Annotated in this window: 16 protein-coding genes; 4 read left to right on the forward strand and 12 right to left on the reverse strand. The window is 56.7% G+C overall.

The window, feature by feature from the left end; genetic code table 11:
• Window positions 1–180 precede the first annotated feature (180 nt).
• The 4 genes from HMPREF2749_RS02715 to HMPREF2749_RS02730 form a co-directional block, all read right to left on the reverse strand.
• The gene (locus HMPREF2749_RS02715) at window positions 181–1,389 is read right to left on the reverse strand and encodes a hypothetical protein (RefSeq protein WP_070593365.1); all 1,209 of its coding nucleotides are present in this window, start codon (window positions 1,387–1,389) and stop codon (window positions 181–183) included.
• 491 nt (window positions 1,390–1,880) lie between these two features.
• Complete coding sequence (locus HMPREF2749_RS02720) at window positions 1,881–2,456, reverse strand: HIT family protein (protein WP_049350129.1); 576 nt, start codon at window positions 2,454–2,456, stop codon at window positions 1,881–1,883.
• Window positions 2,457–2,543: 87 nt separating this feature from the next.
• Window positions 2,544–3,194 carry a hypothetical protein gene (locus HMPREF2749_RS02725; RefSeq protein WP_049350128.1) on the reverse strand — a complete coding sequence of 217 codons (651 nt, stop codon included), beginning with the start codon at window positions 3,192–3,194 and terminating at the stop codon, window positions 2,544–2,546.
• Window positions 3,195–3,687: 493 nt separating this feature from the next.
• Entirely contained in the window at window positions 3,688–5,370 is a 1,683-nt protein-coding gene (locus HMPREF2749_RS02730; RefSeq protein ID WP_070593366.1) for a potassium channel family protein, read from the reverse strand.
• 113 nt (window positions 5,371–5,483) lie between these two features.
• On the opposite strand from HMPREF2749_RS02730, the gene HMPREF2749_RS09215 reads away from it, so the two are divergent.
• From HMPREF2749_RS09215 to HMPREF2749_RS02740, 3 genes are all read left to right on the forward strand, one after another.
• Entirely contained in the window at window positions 5,484–5,714 is a 231-nt protein-coding gene (locus tag HMPREF2749_RS09215) for a hypothetical protein (RefSeq protein ID WP_141747356.1), read from the forward strand.
• 140 nt (window positions 5,715–5,854) lie between these two features.
• Window positions 5,855–6,850: a restriction endonuclease gene (locus HMPREF2749_RS02735; RefSeq protein WP_005505835.1), complete on the forward strand. Its 996-nt coding sequence runs from the start codon at window positions 5,855–5,857 to the stop codon at window positions 6,848–6,850.
• 340 nt (window positions 6,851–7,190) lie between these two features.
• A complete protein-coding gene (locus tag HMPREF2749_RS02740; protein WP_070593367.1) occupies window positions 7,191–10,100 on the forward strand; it encodes an FAD-binding and (Fe-S)-binding domain-containing protein in 2,910 nt (969 codons plus the stop codon).
• Between the two features lie 84 nt (window positions 10,101–10,184).
• Here HMPREF2749_RS02740 and HMPREF2749_RS02745 read toward each other — a convergent pair whose 3' ends face one another.
• The 8 genes from HMPREF2749_RS02745 to HMPREF2749_RS02785 all read right to left on the reverse strand — a co-directional run bounded on the left by HMPREF2749_RS02745 (window position 10,185) and on the right by HMPREF2749_RS02785 (window position 23,375).
• A complete protein-coding gene (locus HMPREF2749_RS02745; protein WP_070593368.1) occupies window positions 10,185–10,859 on the reverse strand; it encodes a hypothetical protein in 675 nt (224 codons plus the stop codon).
• 55 nt (window positions 10,860–10,914) lie between these two features.
• Complete coding sequence (locus HMPREF2749_RS02750; RefSeq protein ID WP_070593369.1) at window positions 10,915–11,196, reverse strand: aminotransferase; 282 nt, start codon at window positions 11,194–11,196, stop codon at window positions 10,915–10,917.
• A 1,166-nt stretch (window positions 11,197–12,362) separates the two neighbouring features.
• Window positions 12,363–14,852, reverse strand: coding sequence for an AIPR family protein (locus tag HMPREF2749_RS02760; protein ID WP_070593370.1), 2,490 nt, complete (start codon window positions 14,850–14,852; stop codon window positions 12,363–12,365).
• A gap of 471 nt (window positions 14,853–15,323) precedes the next feature.
• Complete coding sequence (gene thrS / locus HMPREF2749_RS02765; RefSeq protein WP_070593371.1) at window positions 15,324–17,357, reverse strand: threonine--tRNA ligase; 2,034 nt, start codon at window positions 17,355–17,357, stop codon at window positions 15,324–15,326.
• Between the two features lie 132 nt (window positions 17,358–17,489).
• Window positions 17,490–17,969, reverse strand: coding sequence for an ArsR/SmtB family transcription factor (locus tag HMPREF2749_RS02770; protein WP_070593372.1), 480 nt, complete (start codon window positions 17,967–17,969; stop codon window positions 17,490–17,492).
• Window positions 17,970–18,098: 129 nt separating this feature from the next.
• On the reverse strand, window positions 18,099–20,813 hold the full coding sequence (locus tag HMPREF2749_RS02775) for a Rib/alpha-like domain-containing protein (RefSeq protein ID WP_070593373.1): 2,715 nt from the start codon (window positions 20,811–20,813) through the stop codon (window positions 18,099–18,101).
• Window positions 20,814–21,717: 904 nt separating this feature from the next.
• Window positions 21,718–22,608 (reverse strand): fumarylacetoacetate hydrolase family protein, encoded by an 891-nt coding sequence (locus HMPREF2749_RS02780; protein WP_049362771.1) that lies wholly within the window; start codon window positions 22,606–22,608, stop codon window positions 21,718–21,720.
• Window positions 22,609–22,676: 68 nt separating this feature from the next.
• Window positions 22,677–23,375 carry a lipoate--protein ligase family protein gene (locus HMPREF2749_RS02785; protein WP_049342038.1) on the reverse strand — a complete coding sequence of 233 codons (699 nt, stop codon included), beginning with the start codon at window positions 23,373–23,375 and terminating at the stop codon, window positions 22,677–22,679.
• A gap of 391 nt (window positions 23,376–23,766) precedes the next feature.
• Between HMPREF2749_RS02785 and HMPREF2749_RS02790 the strand changes: the two genes are divergently transcribed.
• Window positions 23,767–25,248, forward strand: coding sequence for an anion permease (locus tag HMPREF2749_RS02790; RefSeq protein WP_070593374.1), 1,482 nt, complete (start codon window positions 23,767–23,769; stop codon window positions 25,246–25,248).
• Window positions 25,249–25,307: the final 59 nt, after the last annotated feature.

Here is a 25,307-nt window from a genome sequence, read left to right on the forward strand (position 1 = left end):
GAATGGTTCGCCCGGCTCGTTCGCTCATGCCGGACGGGGCGGGGTTTTAGTGCGCCCGGGGCTTGGTGCAGTGGTTCTGGTGTGGAGGTTTTTGGTGCGGCGGGGGTTTTGGGGTGAGGGTATTGGCACGGGGCTCCGGCTAGGGCGGAGTGCCGGGGGTATTCAGAACAGCGAGCCCGCTTAGAACAGAGAACCCTGCACCCTCACCCGCGTGAACTCCTGCGCCGGCTCCACCAGCACATTCCGCCACGCGGCAGTATTCACCAGGAACGCCGCGTCAGCATCGCCGGTGTGGGCGCTCAAAAACTGACCCGCCGCACCCGTGCAGAAGAAGCCAGCCGCCCCGCTCTCCAGACCAGAATCACACGGTGCCAGCGGTTCGGGCGACTGTGCCCGCAGAGCCGCATACGGGCGGTTCATGGCGAGCGACGGAATCCACGGCTCATCCAGGGCGGTAAGCGGCACCTCCGGGTCGGTGCGTGACAGTTCGGCGAGCGCTTCGCGGGCGCGGGCGACCGCCTCCTGATGGGCTGTGCGAAGCTGCGCACCGGGCAGCGGGTTCGTCCAGGCGCGGTACTTGCTCGCCACCTGCTTGACCTGCGGAATCTTCGCGAGAGCGGTCACGGCGTCCTCGGCGCGGCGAATAGCAAGCCCGTCGGGTGCGAGCGCAATGTAGGTGGCGGTGGCGACCGCCTGCTCGTCCAGGCGGCGCGGGGTCGAATGCAGGGAGCTCGTGCCGACCTTGTGCGTGCCGTCGGGGAAGGTCGCGATGTAGAGGCGATGCTCCAGCATGGCGTAGGCGCGCATGGATTCGGTGAGCGTTCCGGGGTACAGGTGCGCGCTGTGCAGGGCGGTGAATTCGTCGCGGGCGGTGCAGCGTGGGCACTGCTGGCCACGCCGGATGCGGGCGCCTTCGGGGCAGGGTACGCGGCGTATTCCCACGGAGGCTCCCCCAGAGATTCCCGCGGATTCGGGGGCGGCGTCATTGCTCGTGCCGGTGGTGTAGCCGGCGCAGTAACGGTAGAGTTCCCCCTCGCTATCGCGCGGAATGCGCAACCCCAGATAGGCGCCGGGAGTCAACGGAATCTGGATGCGAACCCCGCTCGGAACGCCACGCTGCGCGGGGCTGTTTTCCTGCTTAGGGTCGCTCTCCCCCGCCGCTTGAGATGCCCGGTTATGAGCTCCTTCAGCGACCCCGCGGGGCACGACCGGTTCCACCTCAATGAGCGGGCGGCGGTTGGACCAGCGGATCTGCCTCCAGATGAGTAGCTGCGGTGCGCCTGCAGAATCACCGGCGGCGGCATCATGACCGGCACCAGCATTATTACCGGCGGCGGGCGCAGCAGCAAACTCGTCGAAAGCAGTCTCAAGCAGGTTGGGGTAGTCCATAGCATTCCACTCTAGCGGGTCTGGCGGGTTCTTTCTCGAGGGGTGCGGCGCATCCTGGCGCAACGTCCCCGAGGGGCAAAAGCAGCGCCCTCGAAATGCAAAAGAGGCCAGCGTCCTTCACGCTGATCCGCACCCCTCGCAGTGTTGCCGTGCGTTCACGCACGACGGGGTGGGTTCTCAGCTGAGGCGCTGACCTCTGTGGTTGAGGCAGGGCGCTTACCCTGCCAAGCCCGAAAGCGATCGGTGACCGCTATTTTTCGGTGAGCTATGCGGTGTTCATGGAAGCCGGAAGCTTCCCCGCAGCGTCGCTGCATTTAAAACTTTGCCATATCCAATGGACATAACATCATTCAAATACGCATCGACTGCCCAATCTGCGCATTTATGACGCAGAATTTCTGTGCACTAGCTGGCAAATTGAAGCAATTAGTGCAAAATTTCAAAATCACCAAGCCGCTCAGCCGGACTATCTGACGGATGAGCCACGCCATCTAGCTGAGGCGGGCAAACCCCTCCGCAATAGCCACACGCATATCGTCCAGCGTGCGGGACATAGTCTTGGTGTGAGCGATAATCGGCAGGAAATTCGTATCCCCACTCCAGCGCGGCAGAATGTGCTGATGCAGGTGATCAGCAATGCCCGCACCGCCCACCTTGCCCTGATTAATGCCAATGTTGAAGCCGTCATTATGCGACACCTCGCGCAGAACCTTCATGGCGAGCTGCGTCAGCTGCGCAATCTCCATGGTTTCTGCCTCGGTCGCATCATCGTAGAACGGGATGTGGCGGTACGGGCAGACCAGCAGGTGACCGGGGTTGTACGGGTAGAGGTTGAGAATCACGAAGGCATGCTCGCCGCGATGCACAATCAGCGACTCTTCGTCACTGCGGCTGGGCGCGGTGCAGAAGGGGCAGGTCTTCTCGGTGTAGTCCTTCTGGCCACCGCTCACGTAGGCGGTGCGGTGAGGGGTCCACAGGCGCTGGAACTGGTCCGGTGCGCTGGGTAGCTCGAAGGAATCCTGCACCGAGGCTGCGGTGCCATGCTCGGGGGTCGTGTTCTCGCTCATAGTCCCATTCTATAGCCCGCACGCGGCAACGGGAACGCCCCGTCCGTCGTGCGTGCCAGATATGAGATAACTCCCCCGGCAGCGCGCTTAGCTGTGTTGCTTTTCCAGGTGAATGATGCGGGTGGCACCCTCAAAGGTCATGGGGAAGCTCAGCACGCCGTCCTCCATGACGAATTCCTTGGTTTCCTTATCGGAGGCGTACGGTGCGTGACTCAGCTTCGCGCGGTCCACGCGCGAAATGTAGCTGAAGTTGCCGGTCTTCGCCTCGAAAGTGCCCGTCCAGAAGGGGGTTGCCAGCTCTTCGTGGTTCAGGTGGTAGGTGACCTCGATAATGCCGTCGTGAATGACGGCGTCCATGTAGTTCTCAAGGTTGGTGGAGTCCTGCTGAACCCAGGTGCCGTCCATGATTTTCTGCGAGCGCGCAACGGCTGCAGAGGAAGGCATGGGCGCCGCGGTGTATGCGGCAGGCTCCTGGTTGCTCGTGTTGTCCGGCGCGGGGGTCTCAGTGGGCTGAGTCGCGGTCGGGTGAATCGACGGGTCCTGCGAGGTATTGACCGCCGCCTTAATTCCGGTGCTGTCGTCGCCGGGGGCGGGAACGGCGCTGGGCTCGACGGTTTCAAAAGCTGCGGGGTCAACAACCGCACTTGCGGAGGCGTTATTCGGTGCGGGTGCGCACGCGGTGAGGGAGAGCGCGCTGACGAGTAGAGCGAGCGCGCCCAGAGTGGACTTAGGTGCCACGAACGTGTCCTAACAGAGTATGTGTTTGAGTGAGTTTGTGAGTTGAGTGGTGCCTCCCCGTGAGTGAGGTGGGGATACGACAACACCCCGTAGCGCATTGAGGCTACAGGGCGTTCGATAACCGGCACGGTAGATAGTTTATAGGCTCTGGCTAGGAGTTTCACCAGTAGCGATCATTTTTAAATGATAGTTTGGTCACATTAGACCTTAAGTTGAGGAGTTTTTCGCGCACACGAGCCCCAATTTGCACTCTCCACGGGCTAATTTTGCCTCGACAAGGCGAAATATCCCGCACGGTGGCGTGGGCGGCAATTTTCTTGCCTTCGTCTTGCCTTCGCGTGGGCTCGGCACCCAAACCCACCGCTTCAATAAGTATGCGGTGTGGGTTTGAGCGCCAAGCCTCAACTGAACTGTTATATCTGCGCTGCTATCTGCGCTACCGCAACCGAGCCGCTACAGCCCGGTTACTGTCCGCAGGGTATTTGCGAGCGGACTACTGCTTGCGGGAACGTAGCGAGGACTTCTCACGAATAATCGTGAACGTCTGGCGGGTCTCCTCCAGCAGGGCGACCGGCTCCTGCTCGCGCACCGCAACCTCATGAGATGCCGAGGAGTCGGCAGGTTCACCAGCCCGCGCGGCGCCGGGCGCGGTGTTCGGGGTAGCCTCCGCAGAAGCTGCCGCAGCAGCACCCGGAGCGCCAGGAGTACCAGGGGCAGTAAAGCCCGCGGCGGCGCTGAAACCGGCGCGGCGTGCCGCCTCCGCATCCGAAGGAACCGGGTGCACACCGTCTTCATCCACGACCTCACGCAACGTGTAGTCGCGGGCTTCACGGCGCGCATACTCACGAGCCAGCAGGGCACGCAACTCAGAAATCTCCTGGCGAAGATCGTCCACGTCAGCCTTGGTTGCGGGGTACTCCTGCTCCTCCCTGCCACCAAACTTTTCGATAATCCAGCTGGCGAGCGCACCGGTCGCAACCGCGACCAAGCCCCCGCCGTACAGCATGACGATCACGGCGATGACCCTGCCGATACCGGTGACCGGGTAAACGTCTCCGTAGCCGACCGTGGAGAGGGTCGTGAACATCCACCAGTAGGCGGTGGGCAGGTCACGAATCATCGCGCCCGGCTCGGAGGACTCCACCGAATAGATCGACAGGGCAAACATGATGATGAAGATCGCGGTGTATCCGAAGAGCTTCACCGCCAGCTCTGAGAGCCTCTTATATTGGCGGTTGGCGGTCATATAAATCATGGAGAGGAAGCTGACAATACGCCACGCGGGCAGCAGCACAATCGCCAGGTTCATCAGGTTATGCGTGATGAAGTAGAGTCGCCGCGGCGCCAAGTACAGGCGAATGCAGTAGTCGGCGGCGAATAGGCCCCACAGGATCATCTGAATGATGTTGAGGTACGCGTCGTACGGCTCCTGAATGCGTGTGCTCATGATGGGCGCGGCGAACGCGAGCAGGTACAGCACGGACGCCACGAACATGGGCGTGGAGGAGCGGTCTTCCCACGCGGCCAGGTTCTTCTCGCCGCGGTACTTGCTGAGCGTGCGGAAGAGGCGGGTTCGCGGAGTGCGACGCGGCGGGTCCGTGACGGTGCGGGTGACCGTGCGGATGGTCGTGGTGTGCGTTTCAGGTTCGTCTACATCAATAATCTCGGCGTCACCATCGGGGTTACCCTGGGTGCCCGCTTTCTGGTCGCCCTTGCCGTGCGGGTGATGCGTGGTGCGGGTGATGCGACGCTCCTCGCGGTGCGTACCGTCCGGCGCGTCGGTGGTGGCGTATTCTTCGACGACCTCTTCGTAGTCGTCGGGGTCCAGGTCGGTGGAGTAGACGGAGTGGGTGCTGTCCAGGCGGGCGCTATCAATCTGCACGGCATCAACCTGTACTGCCTCCATGCCGGGGGCGGTAGCCTCTGCGGGGCTACTTGCTGCAGCACTAGTTTTGGCGGCACTGGATTCTGCCGGTGCCGACTGGGTATAACCAGCCTTCGTGGTATTCTCAGCGGCGGCTTCAGATGCGGTAGTTTCAGATGCAACAGTTTCAGGGCGCGCAGACGCACCCACCGGGCTGTTCCCCGGAATATTGCCCGAGGTATTCCCCGAGGTATTGGGTGCTGTGCCGTTCTTTACCGTGTTGTCTGTCTGGTTCTGTTCTGCCTTATCCATAGTGTGAATGATACTCCACGCCGTTGCGTTTGCGTTTCTATTTCGTTGCACTGTGACCTTGTGCTGTGACCTTTGGGCGGCGGTCTTTACACCGCGGTTTTGTGCACGATACTGTGTCGAAATCGGGCGGCGGTTCGGTTGCGGTGGAGAACCGTTCGGGTGCGAAGATGACGGTGTATTGTGCGGGTGTGGATTGTAAGGAGCGTAGTGTGCCTGCGGGTGGCCGCGTGTTTGTGGAGGATTTGGGGGTGCGTGCTTCGGCGGGTTCTCCCCTGTTTTGTGGTGTGGTGACTTCTGATAGTACTGCTAGCTGGAATGTTACGGCCCTCGGCGGGCGTGCCTAAGAGCAGCTGCGGCGCTAATAAAGCCTGCACAAGGGAAAACAGGCACCTCTGGTAACGATTATCTTTTGTATTAGAGGTATATTAAGAACGGACTACCCGCCGTTATTAACCAGCCGTTATCAATCAATGGAGATACACCGATGACCGCTCAGTCGCCTGATACCACTGAGGTTGAACTTCCCAAGTTCTACGAATTCATTCCCAGCATTCTTGCTTACCTATCTGACGGCAACTCCCGCACCAATAAAGAGATTTATAGCGCTGTAGCAGAGCGCTACCCGCTTTCTGACGAGCAGCTACTACCCTACCTGCCGAACGGCAAGCGTCCCGTCTATGTGGACCGCATTAGTTGGGGCTTGACCTATCTCAAGATGTTCGGTGCGGTTGATTCCCCTCGCCGCGGTCAGCAGGTTATTTCTGACGAAGGCTTGAAGCTGATTGAGGCTCATCCTGGGGGCATCCCCGATGATGTCGTCGCGCATATCGTTCGTTCCGCCCGCAGCACGCGTGAGCGTTCCCAGTCTGATAGTTCCGAGCAGGACCCGCAGGAAACCCCGAAGACCGCTACCAAGACTGTTGCCGTCACGACTGCACCCTCTGAGGTGTCTGATAGCACCCCGCAGGAACTCATTGATGAAAGCATCACTCAGATTGAGTCCGCGCTGACGCACGATATTTTGGAACGCGTCCGCGCAATGTCTCCGACTGCTTTTGAGCATCTGGTGGTGGATGTTCTGTTGGCGATGGGCTACGGCGGCCCGGCAGGACGCGGCACCGTTACTCCGGCTTCCAATGACGGCGGCGTGGACGGAATCATTGACCAGGATGCGTTGGGTCTTTCAAAGATTTATGTCCAGGCTAAGCGTTACGCCAAGGACAATGTGGTGGGACGCCCTGCCCTTCAGAGCTTTGTGGGCGCACTGCATGGCAAGGCAACGCAGGGAGTGTTCATCACGTCGAGCTCCTATACGTCTGACGCACGCGGCTATGCGGAGGAACTTGGTGGCGGAGTTTCCCTCGTTCTGATTGATGGTGAGCACCTGGCGCGCCTCATGATTAAGTACGGTGTTGGCGTACAGGTGGCACGCACGTACACCATCATGAAGCTTGATGAGGACTTCTTCGACGAAGCCTAAACGTTACACAAGCGTGGGGTGGAAAGCATGTAGCTTTCTGCCCCACGCTTTCTTTTGGGTTAGCCGCCTTTTGGGTTAGCCGCTGGAATGTTACAACCCTCGGCAGCCGCGCCTAAGAGCAACCGCGGCGTTCAGAGTGTGGTGGGTGCGCCTCCGCAGGCCCGGGCGTATTCCCCCGGAAAGCCAGCAAATACGCGGCAAACCACCGCATCAGCACGGTGTATAACCCACCCCCTTTATGGTGACAAGTAGTCGCCAAGCTTAGCCATAGCTAAGCGGAAAAGACGGTGTTCAAGAGCACATACTGAAAGGTAAGACAGTCTCACTAAGGAGATTCATCATGACCACCGTTGTGTCAAACACTTCCAAAGCACTCAAGTCCCCCTACGAGGACACCCTCAAGCGTCTACTCTCCGATGCGCGCGCAGAAGCCGTCGAATCCAGCGTCTCCGAACTCGAGCGCCTGGCAATCTCCCACGACGCATCCCACTACCTGCTCGTGCCCGCCGGCCTGGTCCGCCCCGACTCCGCCGAAGACGTCGCCAACATCTTCCGCGCAGCCGGCGACCTCGGTCTGCCGCTGACCTTCCGCTCCGGCGGCACCTCCCTCTCCGGCCAGTCCAGCGGCGACGGCCTCATGGTCGACACCCGCCGCCACTTCAAGAAAATTGAGGTCCTTGAAGACGGCAAGAAGGTGCGCGTGCAGCCCGGCGCGACCATCATGATGGTCAACAACTACCTGGCACCCTACGGCTACAAGCTCGGCCCCGACCCGGCATCTTGGTCCGCCTGCACCATCGGTGGCGTGGTCGCGAACAACTCCTCCGGCATGTCTTCGGGCACCAAGTACAACACGTACAACACCCTCGACTCCATGGTGTTAGTGCTGCCCAGCGGCACCATCATCGACACCGCCGAGCCGGACGCCGACCAGAAGCTGCGCTCCCTCGAACCTGAACTCCACGAGGGCCTGCTGCGCCTGCGCAAGCGCGTGCTTGAGAACCCCGAATCCATGGCGAAGATTCGCCAGCAGTACTCCATGAAGAACACCATGGGTTACGGCCTGAACTCCCTGGTCGACTTTGAAACCCCCGTGGACATTCTGCAGCACCTGCTGATTGGTTCGGAAGGCACCCTCGGTTTTGTTGCTTCGGCTACCTACCACACCCTGCCGATTCTGAAGAACATTTCCACCGGCCTGCTCGTGTTCGACAACCTGATTGATGCTGCACGCTCCGTACCCGAGCTGGTTGCCAACAAGCTGGCCACCGTCGAGCTGATGGACGCCACCAGCATCCGCGTGGCTCAGCGTACCGGCCAGGCTGCGGAGGCGCTCGCCGCCATTGACGTGAAGGACCACGCCGCCCTGCTGGTTGAGTTCCAGGGCAACTCCGAGCAGGAGCTGAACGACCTGGCTGCCGCTGCGGCACCCATGTTTAAGAGCCTGCCCGTGGCGTCGCCGGTGTCGATGACCAGCAAGCTGTCTGAGCGTAACGCACTGTGGGCTGCCCGCCGTGGCCTGTACACCACCGTGGCGGGTAACCGCCGTTCCGGCACCAACGCACTGCTCGAAGACGTGGTTGTGCCCGTCGAGGTTCTGGGTAACACCTGTAGCGACCTGACCAAGCTGTTCGATTCGCACGGCTACAAGGATTCCGTGATCTTCGGCCACGCGAAGGACGGTAACATCCACTTCATGCTGAACGAGCAGTTCCGCGACCCGAAGCAGCTGGACCGCTACCGCGAGTTCACCGAAGAAATGGTTCAGCTGATTCTTGCCGCTGACGGCTCGCTGAAGGCTGAGCACGGTACCGGCCGTATCATGGCGCCGTTTGTGAGCCGCCAGTTCGGTGAGGAGCTCTTCGACGTGATGCGCCAGATTAAGCGCCTCATTGACCCGAAGGGCTTCATGAACCCGGGCGTGCTGATTGCCGAGCCGGACACCGACTACGTAACCGACCTGAAGGTCGCCGAAACCGTCGAGGAAGAAGTCGATCGCTGTGTGGAGTGCGGCTACTGCGAGCCGGTCTGCCCCTCCCGCAACCTGACTTTGACCCCGCGCCAGCGCATCGTGATGCGCCGTGAGATTGCCGCCGCCGAGGTGAACGGTGACCACGAACTCGCTGAGCGTCTGCGTAAGGAGTACGAGTACTACGGCATCGACACCTGTGCTGTGGACGGCATGTGCCAGACCCGCTGCCCCGTGAACATTAACACTGGTGACCTGATTCGCCGCCTGCGTTCCGAGAACCAGGACAAGCTGGCTGCTACCGGCTGGAAGGTTGCCGCGCAGCAGTGGGGCATCATGGACAAGGTCGCAGGTAAGGCCCTGACTGTGGCTAAGAAGCTGCCGTTCCCCGTGGTTCACGGCACCACCAACATTGCCCGCAAGGTCATGGGTGATGACATGGTGCCTTCCTACAAGAAGGACCTGCCGGTCGGTGGCCCGGCACGTAAGCCGCACAAGGACGCAACCGCTGAGATTGTGTTCTTCCCCGCCTGCGTGAACTCCATGTTCGGCGGCGTAGACGGCGACGGCAAGCACGACCCGGTCAACGCAACCCAGGCATTCATTCGCCTGTGCGAGCGTGCCGGCGTGAAGTACCGTATCCCGGACAATATTGGTGAGATGTGCTGCTCCACCCCGTGGAAGTCGAAGGGCTTCACCGACGGCTACTCGATCATGAGCGACCGCGTGCTGAAGTCCCTGTGGGAGGCTACCGACGGTGGCCGCCTGCCGGTCGTGTGTGACGCTTCGTCCTGTACTGAGGGCCTTGAGGTGATGCGCGAGAAGGTTATTAAGGCACTTGAGCACAAGATCGTGAACGGCCTGAAGCCGGGCGAGCCGGACTTCTCGCGTCTGCGCATGTACGATGCGGTTCAGTTCGCCGCCGACAACATGCTGGATAAGCTGACCGTGTCCGCTCCCCTGCCGTCGGTTGCACTGCACCCGACCTGCTCCATGACGCACCTGGGTACTCAGCCTGCGTTTGAGAAGATTGCGAACGCGATGAGTGACGACGTGTACGTGCCGAAGCACTGGGGTTGCTGTGGTTATGCGGGTGACCGCGGTATGCTGCACCCGGAGCTGACTGCGAGCGCTACGGAGGCGGAGGCTGCGGAGCTGAGCGAGCAGAAGCAGTTCGCCGCATACATTTCGGCGAACCGTACCTGTGAGCAGGGTATGACGGAGGCGACCGGCCACAGCTACCAGAACGTGCTGCAGCTGCTGGAACGCACCACCCGCTAAAAGCGGTTGAGCGCATAGCAACGGCGTAAACAAAGGGACCCGGCAGGCTATCTGATGGATAGCCTGCCGGGTCCGTTTTACTTGTCAATTACTTTGTGTTCCTACAAATCCAAATAAAATAAGAATCAAAACGACAGGAGCAAAAATAATTGCAAGCAAGAAAGAAAGAAGAACATCTCCAATAATAATCACAAACAACATAAATTTATTATTACTAGAAATGATGCCATCATGTCTATTTTTTAATACAAAAAGATCAAAAATACCAATAATTGCAAGACAAATTGGGGCATTATAAAAAATAAAGAACGACGAATGAAAATCACCAATCCTACCGTAATCTATAAGTGAGGATATGGAAAATACAAGCACAAATATAGACTCGGGAGGGTCACTAACGATTCTCCAAATATCATAATCCTCAATTCGACGCCTCAGGCCATTTAGGTAGTAGCTACTTGAAGAAGCTGCGAGGATAGACAGCAGGAAAAATACCCATGCTTCTTCACCGTTTTTAATGCGAGAGATAAAACTATTAATAGGGTCAACCATTTGCCCTAATCCAGCATAATTAAAACCTTCAAGGATAATCCTCAGAGCAAGACCATCTTCAACGCCCTTCACCCAACCATCAGGGAAAAAGCTAATAATTATTGCAATTGCATAAACCGAGACAAGAATCTTTGGAAGCCCTTTCAACAACGTCTTAGCTAGAGAATAATCCTTAAGCTTCCCCAAAGTCTCATTTATAACAAACACTACCTACTGCACCTCATCTAGTAAATACAATTAGATTCTTAAATAAAACATTAATTTAATATATTGATATCATGTCGTCACTACCCATAAGGCGGGCGGAAAGCTTCCCGTCAGCCTCAGTCACGATAATGACCGGTTTACCACCCGCAACCTTGCGTGCACGGTCGAGTACGTCAGCCTTATCTTCGCCGGGAGCCACAGGAACCACCTGGCACTCCCCTCCCGCCTTTTGCGCGGCGAGCGCAACAAGTGCCCTATGCTCCTGGTTTCGGCGAGCAGACAGGTTGAAACGATCCGCAATACGAGCCCGTTCCTTCATCACCTCAACACTTGCCATATCTTCATCCTTTCAAATGCACTTCAACAGCAAAGCCTACTACTTCTTCGTAAGCGGCGTTGCTTTCCATAATACTATTCAGGGGTCGGTTCTCTTCGACTATGTAATAGCGAAGGCACAGGTATACCCGCACAAGCACCGTGCTTGACCGCCGCCGTCGCGCAAAAAGATTGGGAACAACTAGGTGCGAGTACAGGATTTCAAACGAACCCTAGTGCGCTACCGTAGACACACCATATGGCACAGACACACAAAAGAGAGGTAGGGCTGACAATAGCCCTACCTCTAAGATGTTTTAAGATAGCACGGTTGACTAGTCATGATTCCTGAATGCAAAGAAGTACATGGTAGCCGATGCCAAACCCATACCTAAGGAAATCATAAGAACGTTTGGTGAACAAAGATTTCCCATTCCCTGAATCACTGTCAAGAACAGACAGGAAAGAGAAAATACGAGGATAAAAGCACCTATGCTTTGAAAAATAATACTTTTCATAATATACCTCCTTGGTTGCTTATAATTCACCTCGGCAGCTCCATGCAGCTACTCCCAGCTGAGCGGCCAAACTGGGAAGACCCCCCAGCCCCCTTTTCTCAGTTGCAGCATCTATTTTCGACTATTAGATAGTCCAATAATCAATACTGCTATTGAGATGCCGTAGAGAATTCCAACCACTAGGTCGCTGACATTTGACACTACGTTCAAGATAATTGCCAGGATCAAGAACAGCATCCCAACAGGAACATACTTATTCGACTTCATACGCTCGTGCTCCCTCAATAATCAACAGCGATACATCATTTTCAGGACCATCCAGCTACCCATTTTCTGAATGACTATGGACGTTCGCCTTACTACCACGCTAGCACTCTGGAGCTAAAAACTAGCCCACGACACAGCTTTCTCGCCGGGTGCAGCGGGGATGACGTGGCATTCTCCTCCGGCGCGTTGAGCCGCTAGAGCTACGAGTGCGCGGTGTTCTGGATTGCGGCGGGCAGACAGGTTGAAGCGCCCCGCGATGCGAGCTCATTCTTTCATCACTTCAATGCTTGCCATTCTTCAATCCTTAAAATTTATTTTGCTTACTAATACAAAATATCATATCTTCAATACAATAGCCGGTGAGCATTGCAGATACAATGCTCACCGGCTTATAATATACAAGTTAAATCATGCTATTCTTTACAATACAGGTCTTGGAAGCAATATCATTAATTAACACCAACAAATCATCCGAAGACTTTTCATTGAAAATTATGCGACCATATTCAATGTTGTTTTTTTCATTCCTTTTATCCGAAAAATCACAAGTAAACCCATCAATCTTCCTATTAATGAATTCATTATAGAATTTCGGATTTTCCTCTAGCTGCTTATGTTGCAACCCTAGATTAATCTTAAAATCCTTATCGCGCTTTCCATACACAACCTGCCCAACCTTTACTGGAGTAGACCCAGATTTACTGGAAATATATATATAAAATTTATAGGTTGAATTTTTCTGATCCGAATTTCGCCAACGGAAGGTTAGATTTCCCCATTCAATGGTTCCATCAAAAATTCTATTAAACAGATGGCTAGCATCCTCACTTATTGCATTTTCCAAAACCGTAGTTAGTTCGGGAATACTGTAAACTGTACACCCAGGCAGCGAATTTCCCGAAGAGGTAGTATCAGAAGGATTCAGGGTTTCGACACCTCCAACACCGGACACATTCGACTCATTAAAGACATACTCCAAGTATTCATTATATTTATCCTTACTCTTACGTCCCTTAAGTATTTGGGTGTACTTAATTAAATCGTTTGTAAATTCTTCTTTTTTGTTAATTGTTCGAATACTTAATTTAGAATATGCAGGGTTATCACTCATGAATTTTAGTACAATATTATTGGCAATCAAAAGGTTGTCACAGGAGGACAGACTCTCATCAATTCTTTTAACTTCCTGCTCAGGATTAAATTTATTGCTAAGCGAGGTCTTAGAATAAACATCACCAAAGAGAATTCGGTAAACCATTAGCGTATGCCATTTTAGACTTGTCTGAAGCTGTGAGTGCCTCCTATTTTCTGCAGTATAACGCAAATAGGCATAAGCAGCAGCAAAGAATTTAATCGGGGGATTTTCGTCATTAAACACTTTCCTAAGAATTTCTTCAGTTTTGAGGCGGCCAGCATAGCGTGAGCTCTTATGAGGCATTTCAAGGTACGTTGCGGCAAATATACCAAGCATCATATCCTGGGTAATTACACGTGATTTAACAACGACCGAATCATATGCATACTCATTATTCCTTCTCTCATAGTACATATATTGCTTCCCAGTTCCCTCTTCTTTATTTACATTAAAGAACTTTTGAATTTCTCGAGCAACGTTACCTAGAGCATGGAGCTGATCTGCGCCAATGCTTGATTGGCTATTAGTTGATTCCACAATTTCTGAAGCCAGGCTATCACCTCGAACCTCAATGATTTTCAAAGGGATATATACTTCTTTAAGCCTCTCTTGAATCTCACTCTCGCCAATACCAGAATCTAGTAGATGCAGGTAGTAGTAATAAAGCATGGTACTACTCTGGCACCCATTAATTATTTGGTAATTATGTGCAGTAAATTTTTCATTTCGATTATCAGTTGCAACCTTGTCAGCAATCATGGTAATTCCATTGTTTAGAATGAAAAATTTATTTGCACCTCCGTCTTTAAGAGTGCTCAAAATTTTTGAATTTACCTTATTGCTGGTCCCTTGAAAGCTTCTAACATTTTCTTCAAAGATAGATTCATCCAAATCCCTTCCATTGGGATCTCGCAAAATAATTTTCAAAAATTCATCAAAATATATATATGTCATAAACGACTTTTTAATTTCATTTATTTCAGGGAGTGCGATAGATGCATCAACTTTAAAGTTTACTCTTTGCTCATACTTCTTGTATTTTTCATACATGTTTTTTACATCATCCAACCCACAAGGGATGAAAGTGAGATTCCCTCCCTTTTTTGCAAAGTCAGAAAATACCCCACCTGACTCGTTCATGCTATCAATCTTCTCCATAATATCGCGATGAACAGTTTCATTGAGCGGATTCGGAGATTGTGTGAAATAATATAAATACGCCCCAACATTTTTAATCTCTGTCCAACACTCATATACCGCATCCTTAATTTTACGCTTTTTTAAAAGAGCTTCATTTGATGTATGCAGCTCTCCACTCCGCATAAACTGCTCAACACCAAGTATCGTAGTAGAGATTAAAGACTTAGTGAAAGACGGAGAAGTTTTAGCCTGAGAGAATATAAAATCTACACTATCAATCTCCCTGCCTTCTTCTCGCAGGTCGTCTTGCAACGATTCAAACTCAGAGAGATCCTCTACAATATGAATCTTATTTACGACAACAATTACAGAATCTAATCCCTTCTCATCGCCACCGCCCAAGCTTAATGACATTGGGTCTTTCAGCCTCATTCCAGCACTAGGGCAAGCATCATGCAAAGCTAATGCTCCCGTAAAGCATTCAAACTTTGCGGTGTAAATTTCTTCTGGCCTTTTATAGGGAATCTGCGATTCTAAATCAAATTGTTCAGAAAACTGATCCATATAACCGTTAAGAATCTGATCAGAACTCTTAACTTTTCCATTTCCTGATGCCACATGAACTCCTTGTGTAATCCGGTTTACTCTTCAATTAATCCTGTATGCCAATCATTCTATATGCGCTACATATTTGCAAATATATAGCACACATACACTCATAGCTTAAATTCAAGATAACTACTGCGAAATTTTTATAAATCTAAATTTTATTAGTTCCTCCTTGAACTCAGGGATAGATTATCTGACAAACAGGCACCTATGAGGTACCTAGACCATATCCAATATCCTTATCCGAATCGTACAATTACCGGCGCTTCCGAACGGCAACGAACGTTAGCGCCATCACTTACATTAGCACGAAGACATCCGCCCGGACTAGGAAAACTCCCGCACAACACAGCTTTCTGTACCCAACCGTCCCTCCCCCACCCTCGCCTCCTCAAGACGCACAAAAAACCACCCCCTCCGCAGCTTGTCGCCGCAAAGGGGGTGGTTTTCTATATATGAGCTAGACCAGAAAGCCTAGTACTACTCAGCAGCCTCAGCGCTGGGCTTGGGGTCTTCATTCACGCGGTTGCGGATATGCTCCACAATACGTGCCACAGCCTCATCCACGGGCACGCCGTTCTCCTGCTTGTTACCGCGGAAACGGAACGAAACAGCGCCGTGCTCCGCATCCTCACCGCCAGCAATCAGAATGAACGGAACCTTCTCAGTAGACGCGGTACGAATTTTCTTGGTGAAACGATCCGAACCGTAATCCACCTCAACACGCACGCCGTGCGCACGCAACTTATCCGCAATCTCGGTCATGTAGTCGTTGAACGCCTCAGCCACCGGCACACCAATCACCTGAACCGGTGCCAACCACGCCGGGAACGCACCCGCATAGTGCTCAGTCAGCACACCCAAGAAGCGCTCAATCGAGCCGAACTTCGCCGAGTGAATCATGACCGGCTCCTGCACGGTACCGTCCGCAGCCTGGTACTCCAGACCGAAACGGCTCGGCTGGTTGAAGTCGTACTGCACGGTCGACATCTGCCAAGTACGGCCAATCGCGTCCTTCGCCTGAACCGAAATCTTCGGGCCGTAGAACGCAGCACCACCCGGATCCGGGACGAGCTCCAGACCGGTCTCCTTCGCAACCTGCTCCAGAACCGCGGTAGCCTCCTCCCACTGCTCATCAGTACCGATGAACTTATCCTTCTTATCACCCTCAGTGTCGCGGGTGGACAGCTCAAGGTAGAAGTCGGTCATGCCGAAGTCCTCAAGCAGGCTCAGCATGAACTTCAGCAGGTGACGCACCTCGTCCGGTGCCTGCTCCTTCGTCACATACGAGTGGGAGTCATCCTGAGTAATCATGCGCACGCGGGTCAGGCCCTGCAGCACGCCGGACTTCTCGTCACGGTACACGGTGCCGAACTCGAAGAAACGCAGCGGCAGCTCACGGTACGAACGGCCACGAGAACGGTAAATCTCGTTGTGCATCGGGCAGTTCATAGCCTTCAGACGGTAATTACCGTTATCCAGCTCCATGGAGGGGAACATGCCGTCCGCATAGTACGGAAGGTGACCAGAAGTGTAGAACAGGTCTTCCTTCGAAATGTGCGGGGTGCTGACGTACTGGAAACCCTCCTGAATGTGGCGGGTACGCACGTAGTCTTCCATCTCGCGCTTAATCACGCCACCCTTAGGGTGAATCACCGGCAGGCCGGGGCCAATGTTCTTCGGGAAGGAGAACAGGTCCAGTTCACGGCCCAGGCGGCGGTGGTCACGGCGCTCCGCCTCAGCGATGCGCTCCTTGTACGCAATCAGCTCGTCCTTAGTCGGCCACGCGGTACCGTAAATACGCTGCAGCATGGGGTTCTTCTCAGAACCGCGCCAGTACGCGCCACCGGCACGCATCAGGGCGTAACCGTTAGCAATCAGCTTGGTGTTCGGCAGGTGCGGGCCGCGGCAGAGGTCCTTCCAGACGGTCTCGCCGGTCTTCGCGTTCACGTTGTCGTAAATGGTGATCTCACCCTCGCCGACCTCCACGGATGCGCCCTCGGCAGCGTCCGCACCAGAACCGGGGCCCTGGGTCAGGGAGAGCAGCTCCAGCTTGTACGGCTCGTTCGCCATCTCGGCGACAGCCTCGTCGTGGGTGACCACGCGGCGGCGGAACAGCTGACCGGACTTGATGATCTTAATCATCGACTTCTCGATCTTCTTCAGATCTTCCGGGGTGAACGGCTCAGCCACATCAAAGTCAAAGTAGAAGCCGTCAGTAATGTACGGGCCAATGCCCAGCTTGGCGTCCTTGCGGTACTCCTGCACCGCCTGCGCCATCACGTGCGCAGCGGAGTGGCGCAGAACGTTCAGGCCGTCCGGTTCGTGAATGAAAACCGGCTCAACGGAGTCGCCAGCAGACAGCTCGTGGGAGAGATCAACCAGCACGCCGTTCACGCGTGCCACAACGATCTTCGGGTCGTCAGCGAACAGCTCAGCGGCAGTCTTCGCGGTGACCTCGCGCTCCTCACCAGAAACGCTAATAACAATTGCTGAAGAATCAGCGGCAGACATAAGTCTCCTTAACTCAGGCGCAAGCGTGCCACTCGGGGCGCCGCCGGTGCGCATACTATTCCGCACTGTACTGGTGCACGGACACACACCATCTTACAACGGCTCCCAGGCAACGCTCAGCTTGAGGGCAGACTAGTCCGCATGATGCTCACGCGTATGCTCATACACGTCAACCACAATGTGGCTAATATGGTCGTCCTTCAGACGGTAAATGGTGGTGCGGCCCTGCTGTTCACGGTCAATCACGTGCGCCTCACGCAGGATGCGCAAGTGGTGCGAGGCGAGCGGCTGCGAAATACCCAGGCAGGTGTGCAGTTCGCTCACGCTGTGCGGGCGGTGCATCAGGTGGTGCGCAATCGCCAGGCGTAGCGGGTTCGCGAGCGCCGAGAAAATTGCGACGGATCCGCCGAACTGCTCCTCCCAGTCTTTGGGGCTGTTGCCTTCGAGGAGGGGCGCGTTGGTGGGCGCCTCGTGGGCGTGTCCTGAGGCGTGCTCGGCGACGTGGTTCGCTACATGCGCCGATACATGCGCAACCGCATGTTCTGCGGCATGGTCAGCGTGGTTGTGGGTGGTGTTAGTTTCGGTCTGGTCTGCGTGGTGGCTCTGAGTCATAGTATTTTCACCTTATGTATAGGAAAGGGGGCACGTCAAGGAAGTTACGCCTGCGCGGCGTGCTTTCTTGAGCGTGCCCCTCTCCCCTATGTGCGCTGATGCTCGCGGGTATGCAACCTTAGCAGGCCTTTAGCGGTTGGCGACTGCCACCTGCAGGTAACCTTCAGCGGACTTTACGCCCTTGTCAGTCACTGCGCGGTAGCGGACCAGCGGTGCGAAGCCCTGCTTATTCTTAGCAGATACCGCGATGCCCTGGGTGCCGTCGGGCAGGGTCACCACACGGTAGGTGCCGTATTCGTCGCTGTATGCGCTGACGGCCTGGCCGCGCTGGTTGAGCAGCTCGAGCTTCTTCACGGTTTCGCCGCGGCTGTATGCGCCGAAGGATGCTTCGTCGTTGTTCAGGACAGCCACGTTCTGGGTGGTGCCCGAGTACAGGGAGACGGAGTCCTCACGCGCGATGGGGCTGTTCTTATCGACCACGTGAACCTTCAGCGGGATCGAGTACAGCTGCGCGGCGGAGCCCCTCTTCGCCTTCACATCAGACATGCGTGCGGGTGCCTTGCCGGTGCGGTTCACGGTGATGTTCGTGCCGTTGTCGCGGCGCAGATCCCAGGTGGTGCCGGTAACGTCGTGGGTGTTCAGGTCGATCGAGTAGGTGCCGGTCTTGCCGTTGGAGGCAAAGCGGATGCCGGTCTCCGCACTGGAGAACTGGCCGCCAGCAGTGTTGACCTTCTCCTTGTTGACCCAGCGGCTGGGGCGGAAGTTCGGGGTCTGCTGGATTTCCTGGAAGTTGTAGTCGCGCGCGTAACGGTAGTTCGGGGAAACCTTGTGCGACTGGTGAACACTCTGCGCGACTGCGGTCTCGCCGGAGTAGACGGTGGCGTGGTGCTCGGCGGGCTGGTAGAACACGCCGGAGCCGGTGCCGGTCTTACCGTAGGAATCCGAGGGGTACTTGAACTTCACGGCGTCCGAAGCCTGGTTCACTGCCGCGTTCTGAGTCTCGGCGTCGCTGATGCGCACGGCCTTGGGGGTGCGCACGGCGGAGCGGCGCACGGTCACGGGGCGTGCAATCTTGTGCGCGTCAGCGTTCGAGTCGGCAGCCTGGTTGTTGCTCTGCGGCAGAACCTGGGTGCCCTCGCGGCGTGCAGTGTTCTCAGCGGACTCGGTGTAGTTCACGGGCATCCACTGCACCTGCTGCCAGGGGAACTGGTTGCCGGTGAAGCCGCTGGGCACGAAGTTCGCGAACATTGCCGCCAGCTGCGGGTCTTCCTTGTACACGTTCTTACCCTGGCGGGCGTAGGGCGCGTAGGAGCTTGCCGCCTCCAGGTTGAATGCGTTGGTGAAGAGGTTGTGGTCCGTGAGGATGAAGCCGTATTCCTTCATTGCGGTCAGGATCATGCGGGTGAGCTGGTCGTCAGCGTGGCCGGTGTTTGCCAGGTGCTCTTCCACGTCAAAGCTTGCGGGCAGGAAGCCACGCTGACCCGCGCGGGGTGCGTTCGGGTACTTGCTCGCGTCAATCTTGCCGTCGGTACCCTTCGCGGGGAAGGAGGAAGTCAGCGCCGCATAGTCAGCCGCGGTGATGGACACCATGTGGTTGATCTTGCCGGCCTTGAGCTCGTCCACACCGATCTGGGTGAGCTCGTTCGCCATACCCACCACGGAGGAGGTGCCGTTCTTGAGGGTCAGCCAGTAGTTGTCTTCGCCCACGCCGCCGAAGTTCGGCTTAGCGAGCATGTAACCGCCGGAGGACACGTGGTAGGTCGCCGGGTAGTCAACCGCAACGGGGATGTCCACGGTGCCGCGGGTGCCTGCGGGAATCTTGTAGGTAATCTCGCCGGTGGTCTCGTTGATGGACGCGCCGGGCACGTTCTTTGCCAGGCGGAACTTCGCGCCGCGAGCAATCGGGTAGGAGGTGCGGGCGTTGCCGGACTTCGCGTCGATGCTCACGGGTGCGTTGATGGTGACGGTCTGACCTGCGTTGCCGCGGCCGACGTTGTCGTACTGAATCTTTGCGCTCTTGGGGGTGGATACGTTGCCACCGCCCACCTGCACGCGGGCGGTGCTGGTGTAGGTCTGTGCGTCTGCATCCTTGACGAACTTGAAGTAGGAACGCCAGATGCCGGTCGCTTCGTCGTAGAGGGCGACGGACTGGTCGCCGGAGAGGCCGTGGTCCTCAGCAAGCCACTTCGGGATCGGGACGCCGCCGGTGAGGATGCGCTTGTTCTCCGCGTTAGCGTTGACGCGGTTGTCGCGGGAGACGACCTCGACGTACTCCTGGTGCGGGTTCGCGGAGTTCACGGCGAGGGTCGGGATGTTTTCGTGGCCGCCGACGGTCTGGGCGCGGTTCTTCTGCACAGTGCCCGCGTTGATGGCGGTGGTGATGGGGTGGTTACCCGCATCGGCACTGTATTCGAGGAAGGTGCGGCTGATTTCGCTGCTATTGGCTACGACGGCTTCGGTGCCGGTGAGCTTCTTGGCGGCGAATGAATCACGGGCGAGCTTACCACTGAGGGGCGAGGTGTTCTCGGTGGTGGTCAGCTGCGCCTTAGTGAGGGAGGAGTTAACCGGTGCGAGGGTCGCGATGCTCTGTGCCTTCTGGTCGGGGTTCCAGTAGCAGGTCGGACCGGGCGCCACGTTGGTGAGGTTCGCCAGGGTCGGCACGGTGCGGTAGCCTGCGTCGACGCAGGTGGTACCGGCTACGTTACGGGTGGGGGCGGTTGCACCGAAGGTCGCGGGGAGGTTCGCGCCGGTGATGACGGTTGCCAGTGCTGCGGAGGCAGCGATGGTGGCACGGCGGCGGTTTGCCGGGCGCTGTGCCGGGTTTTTGGATGCAGTTGCGGTCATGTTTTTCTTTCGTTCGTGTCGGCTTATTTGAGTGAGTGCGTTTGTATGAACAAACACGGACGTGAGTGAAATATGCATCTGAGGGTGTGCCCGGGTGGGTCCTAATCTTCTGGCAGGAGTTCTCAGGAAACTCTCAGATAATCCCCATACCCTACATAGTCTTTTGGGTGAACGCAAAACGAGTTTGTGATTTTGGGCACCGATTTTTTGATAAAGGTTCAGGTTTAGAGTCACATCTCCTTGCACCTTTGTGCATTTATTGGTGTTTGAAGACGCAGAATTTGCACCGCAGTGTTTAGGCTTTACTCCTAGTCAAGCGATGGTGATGTGAAGAAAACGAAAAATGCGCACGGGGAACTAAACCTTAAACCTTAAAATTCCCCAAAAGACGCGCCAAAACTCCCTGTTGAATTTCTCACAGGTGACCACAATCTGAGATTCTGCACCGAGAGCAGATAGCACCCCATGCACCGAGACGGGCACCCAGCCACCCCTCAAAGAGCAATTTTCTGGTAACCATCACCCAACAGGGGCACCCTGCGCTTCACCTCGCTGACCCCTCAAAACCCACGTAAAACCCTAAAATTTACGTAAAAGTTCAAAGTTTCTGTGTGTTTGACAGCGTGTAACCATGCATACGCGCCATTCCCCCACCTCAGGTGCCGAACGCAGCTCCCAGTAACGAATCCAAGCCGCCCACCGGAGGCTTTATCAATGCAAAAAAGCACTCCGCATGTGCCTTAAAAACACATGCGGAGTGCATATATATTCACCTTAGCTACCGCGGGTGCGCCCCGCAGCATATGCCAGCAGCCCCCCGCGTGGGTTCACGTGGGTTCATCAGCAGTTGCTCACAGAGCCAGGGGAAACCACGGCGCCACGGGTTAGCTACAGCGCAAAATAGTTACAGCGCGCCCGCCTCCGAACAGACATTCACCAACTCGCCAATACCCTCAATGCGGGTACGCACCGTCTGACCCGGTTTCAACCACTGACGCGGATGCAACGATAGGCCAACCCCCGCCGGGGTACCCGTCGCCACCAGGTCGCCCGGCTCCAGGGTCATGAACCGCGAAATATAGGACAGCAGCTGCGCCGGGGTGAACACCATATCCGCCGTCGTGCCGCGCTGACGCACCACGCCGTCCACCTCGCAGACCAGCTCCAGGCCGGCAACCGGGTCAACCTCATCGGGGCTCACAATCACCGGACCGAACGGAGTCATCGCATCCCAGTTCTTACCCTGGAACCACTCCGAGGAACGACCCTGCCAGTCACGCACCGACACATCATTCATGACCGTGTACCCCATCAGAGCCTCAAGCGCCTGCTCCTCCGTGGCATTACGCAGGCGAGCGCCCACGACCAGGCACAGCTCAACCTCCCAGTCGACCTTCGTGCTGCCGGTGCCGTCATCAGCGGGCATGCGGATCTGCTCGCCGGGGCCAATCAGCGCGTTCGGGAACTTCGCGAACAGCGCCGGATGCTCAGGCACCTCAAGGTTCATTTCCGCGGCGTGGTCGCGGTAGTTCAGGCCGGCGCACACAATCTTGCCGGGCTTATCCAGTGGGCGAATAAAGGGTAGGGAGTTCCACAGCTCCTCGCCGTGACCCATGACGGTCGCGCCGTTCTCCTTCAGGATCGCCACGGCGTTCTTCGGGTCGCCAAAGTTCAGCCGGAACCGGCTGTAGAAATTCAGTAGCGGGCTGAGCTTCGCCGGAAGCTCGTACACGGTCTCTTCGAAGAAGCAGACCGCGCGGCTGCCCTTCGAGTCTTTAATCTGTGCCCAACGCATGGATGCTCCTTCGCTTCAGGTGGGGATATATCGAATAAGTTACGGATAAAAGTCAGAAATAAAACAACCTAGTGAAAGCCGTTTTGGGCGTACACCTCAACGATGGCGTCTTCCAGGTCTTCCATGAGCAGGGCGGGGTTCGCGTCCTGCGCCGCGCCGACCGTGGCGGGGTCCAGCTCCATGCCGAGGGCACGGTACACATCCGCGGTGACCGCCCGCAGGGGTGCAGAATCAGAGACCACGATGCCGGTGCTAAACCACCAGCCGCCGGTCACCACACGCTGGGCGGTGCCGACCAGTTTAATGCGGCCGCCACCTGCGGAGGCGGGAAGCTGCGCGTGCACCGAATACTCGCCGGGGCAGTACTCCCCCGGGATTTCACCCATGCGCGCATCCACGCCGACTTCGCGTAGCGCCTGCGCGTACATGGAACCGAAGAGTTCGTAGCGTAGGGTGTTGCCGCTGCGGGCGTCGGTGGCGGGCTGAAAATGGTCCACGACCAGGCACCCCTGATGGTAGGCGGCGGCGTGCCCACCGACCTTGCGCACCAGCACCTCAAAGCCGTGCTCGGCGCACGCCGCGGAGGCCTCCGCGAAGCCGGGGTTCAGTTCGTCACGGCGGCCGAACGCAACCGTCGGGTTCGGCTGATACATGCGCAAGGTGGCTTCACGCTGCCCGCTTGCCACCTCGCGGAGCATCTGCACCGTCTGGTCGTGGTGAATGAGGATATCGCCGGATTCGGGGCCGGTCTCTCGAATAATCTGCACGTTCCTATTTTACGGTTACGCCCGTCACTACGGTGCATGGTCGGTGGGGCGTCTCAGGAGCGACCTGTAGGCGCCCCAGAGGCAGCCCGGAAGTAGTTCAGGAGGCGGCACTCCCCCGCTACGCCTCACGCCGATTCCCTCTGAATCTGTGCAAAGTCATCGCCGACGCCCCGCGGAATCCCAGCCGCCGATACACCCCGCCATATTCACATTTTTTATGCCGATTTTCTTCACTCCGTGAATCCAAACCATTACGATTAAAAGACTACGTGGCATCCCACACGTTGCCATAAGTACACAACACAGCATGACAACGCAGAAGAAACGCACACACCGTGGCGGAACCACCCACCACGGACCAAACTGTACGTTTCACATAAGGAGTACGGACATGACACAGTCCACCAACACAGCAGCAGCCGCTGCCCCCAGCCAGGAGGTGAGCGCAGCCCGCAAACAGCGAAACAAGCTGATTCTGCACGTTGCCATCATCCTCGTAGCGACCCTCGCCATCTGGTTCGTTCCCGCCCCCGAAGGCGTCGACCCGCGCGGCATGCACATGCTCGCCATCTTCGTCGGTACCATTCTCGGCCTGATTTTCCAGCCGCTGCCCACCCCGTCCGTGGCTCTCGTGGGTCTGGGTGCCGCAATGATTACCGGCACGATGGCGGCAAAGAATGAGGCGCTGACCGGCTTCGGTAACTCCTCCATCTGGATTATTGTTGCCGCGTTCTTCATCGCCGACGGCTTCCTCATCACGGGTCTGGGCAAGCGCATCGCACTGCTGTTCGTGCGTGCGCTCGGCAAGTCCTCCCTCGGCCTGTCCTACGGTATGGCAATCACCGATCTGGTTCTCGCCCCCGCCACCCCTTCCAACACTGCGCGTGCCGGTGGCGTGATTTACCCGATTATCCGTTCCCTCTCCGAGGTCAACGGCTCCACCAACGAAACCCCCGAATCGCGCCGTAAGCTCGGCTCCTACCTGCTCATGACCGAGGCGCAGGTCAACACCATCACCTCCGCAATGTTCCTGACCGCTATGGCGGGTAACCCGCTGGCGCAGAAGTTCGCGCACGACCACAACATCAACCTCGACTGGGGTACCTGGGCGCTCGCCGCTATCGTCCCCGGTCTTGCCGCGCTGATTGTCATGCCGTGGATCATGTCGAAGATTTACCCGCCGACCATCAAGAAGACCCCCGACGCACCCGAGCACGCCCGCCAGGAACTGCACGAAATGGGCCCCATGAGCTCCAAGGAATGGATTATGCTCGGCACCTTCGCGCTGCTGCTGGTCCTGTGGATTACCGGCACCTCCCTGGGTATTGACGCCACCAGCGCCGCATTCTTCGGCATCGGTATTCTGCTGGTGACCAAGGTCCTGACCTGGAAGGACATGGCGAAGAACTCCAGCGCATGGTCCACCCTCATCTTCTTCGCCGTGCTCGTCGGCATGGCGGACCACCTGAAGAAGCTCAAGGTCGTCGACTGGATCGGTCAGCAGGCGGCACACAGCGTCAGCGGCATGGCATGGCCCATGGCGTTCGCGATCCTGATTCTGGCGTACTTCTTCATCCACTACATGTTCGCTTCGAACACCGCGCAGGTTGTGGCACTGTACGCCGTGTTCCTCGGTGCGGCGGTAGCTGCCGGTGTTCCGCCGATGTTCGCGGCGCTGTTCCTCGGCTTCATGGGCAACCTGATTGGCGGCATCACCCACTACGCCTCCGGCCCGGCGGGCGTGTACTACGGTTCCGGCTACTTCAGTGTGGGCGAATGGTTCAAGATCGGCTTCATGGCGGCTATCGTGAACCTCGTCGTCTGGGGCGTAGTCGGTACCGCGTGGCTGTTCGCGCTCGGCTTCGCCAACTAGTAGCGCAGGCCCCGCGGCGGCCTAGCTCAGCGTAAAAGCGCTGTATAAAAGCCCGGTGT

It is taken from the genome of Rothia sp. HMSC075F09, assembly GCF_001810515.1.
GTDB lineage: Bacteria > Actinomycetota > Actinomycetes > Actinomycetales > Micrococcaceae > Rothia.